This is a genomic window from Fundidesulfovibrio sp., from assembly GCF_058402725.1.
Window position 1 is genome coordinate 1 of the sequence record NZ_JBZVFJ010000262.1, and the last position, 2,811, is coordinate 2,811.

The following is a 2,811-nucleotide window of genomic DNA, read 5'->3' on the forward strand; positions in this document are numbered from 1 at the left end:
CAAGCCCGGGGACGCCGAAGGCCCGGTACTGATAGACGTGGAGCACGTCCGTGGCCGGCCTTGTAGGCCGTGGCCAGCAGCATGAACTTGCCCATGAACCCCGCGAAGGGCGGGATGCCCGCCAGGGCGAACATGCTGGCCGCCAGCACGAAGGCCAGGATGGGCGAGCGCTTGTGCAGGCCCGCCAGGTCGTCCACGGTGAGGTTGCCCCCGTCCGGGGAGACGGCGCACAGGCCCAGGAAGGCCGCCAGCATCATGAACACGTAGGCCGTGGCGTAGTAGAGCGCCGAGGCGAAGCCCCAGGCGTCCAGGGCCACCACGCCCAAAAGCAGGTAGCCTGCGTGGGCGATGCCCGAGAAGCCCAGCATGCGCTTCACGTCCTTCTGGGCCAGGGCCGTGAGGTTTCCGTAGAACATGGAGGCCACCGAGAGCCCCGTGAGCGCGGCCTGCACGTGGCCAGCGGCAAGGCCCTCGGGGGGAGCGGCCATGGCGGCAAGGCGCAGGAGCACTGCCACGGCCGCCACCTTGGGCAGCGAGGCCACGAAGGCCGCCGTGTCGTTGGAGGCGCCCTGGTACACGTCGGGCGCCCAGAAGTGGAAGGGGAACACCGCCAGCTTGAAGAGCAGGCCCGCCAGCAGGGCCAGCAGGGCCGCCGCGCCCATGGGCGTGCCCGCCAGGGCGCGCATGGCCGGCACGGCCTGGTCCAGGTAGGTGGTCCCCGTGAGCCCGAAGACGTAGCTCATGCCGAAGAGCATGATCCCCGAGGCCGCCACGCCGAAGAGGATGTACTTGACCGAGGCCTCCATCTGGGCGCGCAGCCCCTCGCCCCGGCGCAGGGGCACGATGAGGTAGAGCGAGTACGATGAAAGCTCCAGTGCGATGAAGAGCGTGAGCAGCTCCACCGAGCTGACCAGCAGCGTAAGCCCCAGAAGGCTCGTGAGCAGGAAGAGGTAGTACTCCGGGCGCACCTCGCCGGGCACGCCCTTGAGGTCCGCGCCGAACAGGAGGATCAGCACGAAGCCCGAGGCCATGGCGCACTTCACCATCTGGGAGAAGAGGTCCACGCGGTAGGCCCCGGCGAAGAGGCTCCCCTCCAGGGGCAAAGACCAGAAGCACGCGGCCGCGAAGAGGGCCGCCACCGCGAGGGCGCAGAGCCTGGGGACCCTGGCGGCGTTTCCGGCCAGGGTGAGGACGAAGGCGGCCAGGCAGCCTGCGCAGAGGACGAGTTCCGGGACGAAGAGCTGTGCGTTCATGCGTGGGCCTTGCTGTGCTGTCGGTTCATGGGGCTCTTCAGCGGGTGAACAGGTCGGCCAGGGCCAGGGCGTTGGGGGCCTGGTAGCCGGTCTGGGCCAGCAGATGGCCGATGCTGGGGCGCATCACGCGCAGGAAGGGCTCGGGGGCGAGCCCGATCCAGAAGACGAAGACCAGGAGCGGGGCCAGGGTGACGGTCTCTCGCCATCCCAGGTCGGAAAGCTTGGACTGGTCGGGGTTGTTCACGCCGCCCCAGATCACGCGCTGGAGCAGGCGCAGCATGTAGGCGGCGGCCAGGATGGCCCCGGGCACGGCGGCCACCGCCGCCCAGGCGTTGTTGAAGAAGGCGCCTGCCAGGATGAGGAACTCGCCCACGAAGCTGTTGGTGCCCGGGAAGGCCAGCGAGGAGAGCGAGAAGAAGGCCAGATAGGTGACGTAGATGGGCATGAAGCGGCCCAGGCCCGCCGAGGCGTTGAGGTCGCGGGTGTGGGTGCGCTCGTAGAGCATGCCCACGCAGAGGAAGAGCGCGCCGGTGGTGACGCCGTGGTTGATCATCTGGAGCATGGCCCCTTCCAGGCCGCGCTCGTTGAGGGCGAAGATGCCCAGGGTCACGAAGCCCATGTGGCCCACGCTGGAGTAGGCGATGAGCTTCTTCATGTCCTGCTGGGCCAGGGCCGTGAACCCGCCGTAGAGGATGCCCGCCACCGAGAGCCATTGCAGGTAGGGCAGCAGCTCCACCACGGCGTCGGGCGTGATGGGCAGGCAGAACCGCACGAAGCCGTAGGTGCCCATCTTGAGCAGCACCGAGGCCAGGATCACCGAGCCCGCCGTGGGCGCTTCCACGTGGGCGGCCGGGAGCCACGTGTGGAAGGGGAACATGGGCACCTTGATGGCGAAGGCCAGGAAGAAGGCCAGGAAGACCATCACCTGAAAGCCCAGGGAGTACTGCTGGCCCATGAGCGCGGGGATGGAGAAGGTTCCCTGGCTCACGTAGAGGGCCACGATGGCCACCAGCAGGAGCACCGAGCCCGCCAGGGTGTAGAGGAAAAACTTCATGGAGGCGTAGGTCTTGCGCGGGCCGCCCCACACGGCGATGAGCAGGTACATGGGGATGAGCATGGCCTCCCAGAACACGTAGAAGAGCACCAGATCCAGGGCCAGGAACACGCCCAGCATGGAGGTTTCCATCACCAGCAGGCAGATCATGAACTCGCCCACGCGCTTCTCAATGTAGCGCCAGGAGCCCAGCACGCACAGGGGCATGATGAGGGTGGTCATCATCACCAGGAGCAGGGAGATGCCGTCCACGCCCAGGGTGTAGTGGATGTTGAAGGACTCGATCCAGGGCCTGTGCTCGCCGAACTGGTAGAGGGCGCTCGTGGCGTCGAAGTTGGCGAAGAGCGGCAGCGAAAGCGCCGCCACCGCCAGGGTGACCAGAAGCGCCCACCACCTGGCCAGGTTGTCGCAGGGCAGAAGCGGCGTCACCAGGGCCCCGGCCAGGGGCAGGAAGACGAGGATCGAAAGCAGGGGGAAGCCCTGCGCGTTCATGCTCAGAAAGTC

The 2,811-nt window shown here is 67.6% G+C and carries 2 protein-coding genes; both read right to left on the bottom strand.

The window, feature by feature from the left end; translation table 11 throughout:
- Positions 1-1,253 (bottom strand): NADH-quinone oxidoreductase subunit N (locus ACV4UX_RS18410; RefSeq protein ID WP_491594736.1); only part of this gene is annotated, 1,253 nt, incomplete at its 3' end.
- 37 nt (positions 1,254-1,290) lie between these two features.
- Positions 1,291-2,799, bottom strand: a complete 1,509-nt coding sequence (locus ACV4UX_RS18415) for an NADH-quinone oxidoreductase subunit M (protein WP_491594737.1) — start codon at positions 2,797-2,799, stop codon at positions 1,291-1,293.
- Between the last annotated feature and the right edge of the window lie 12 nt (positions 2,800-2,811).

What these genes read in the sequence shown, in the direction of transcription:
- ACV4UX_RS18415 (WP_491594737.1), bottom strand. Translation starts at nt 2,799, where the DNA reads ATGAACGCGCAGGGCTTCCCCCTGCTTTCGATCCTCGTCTTCCTGCCC.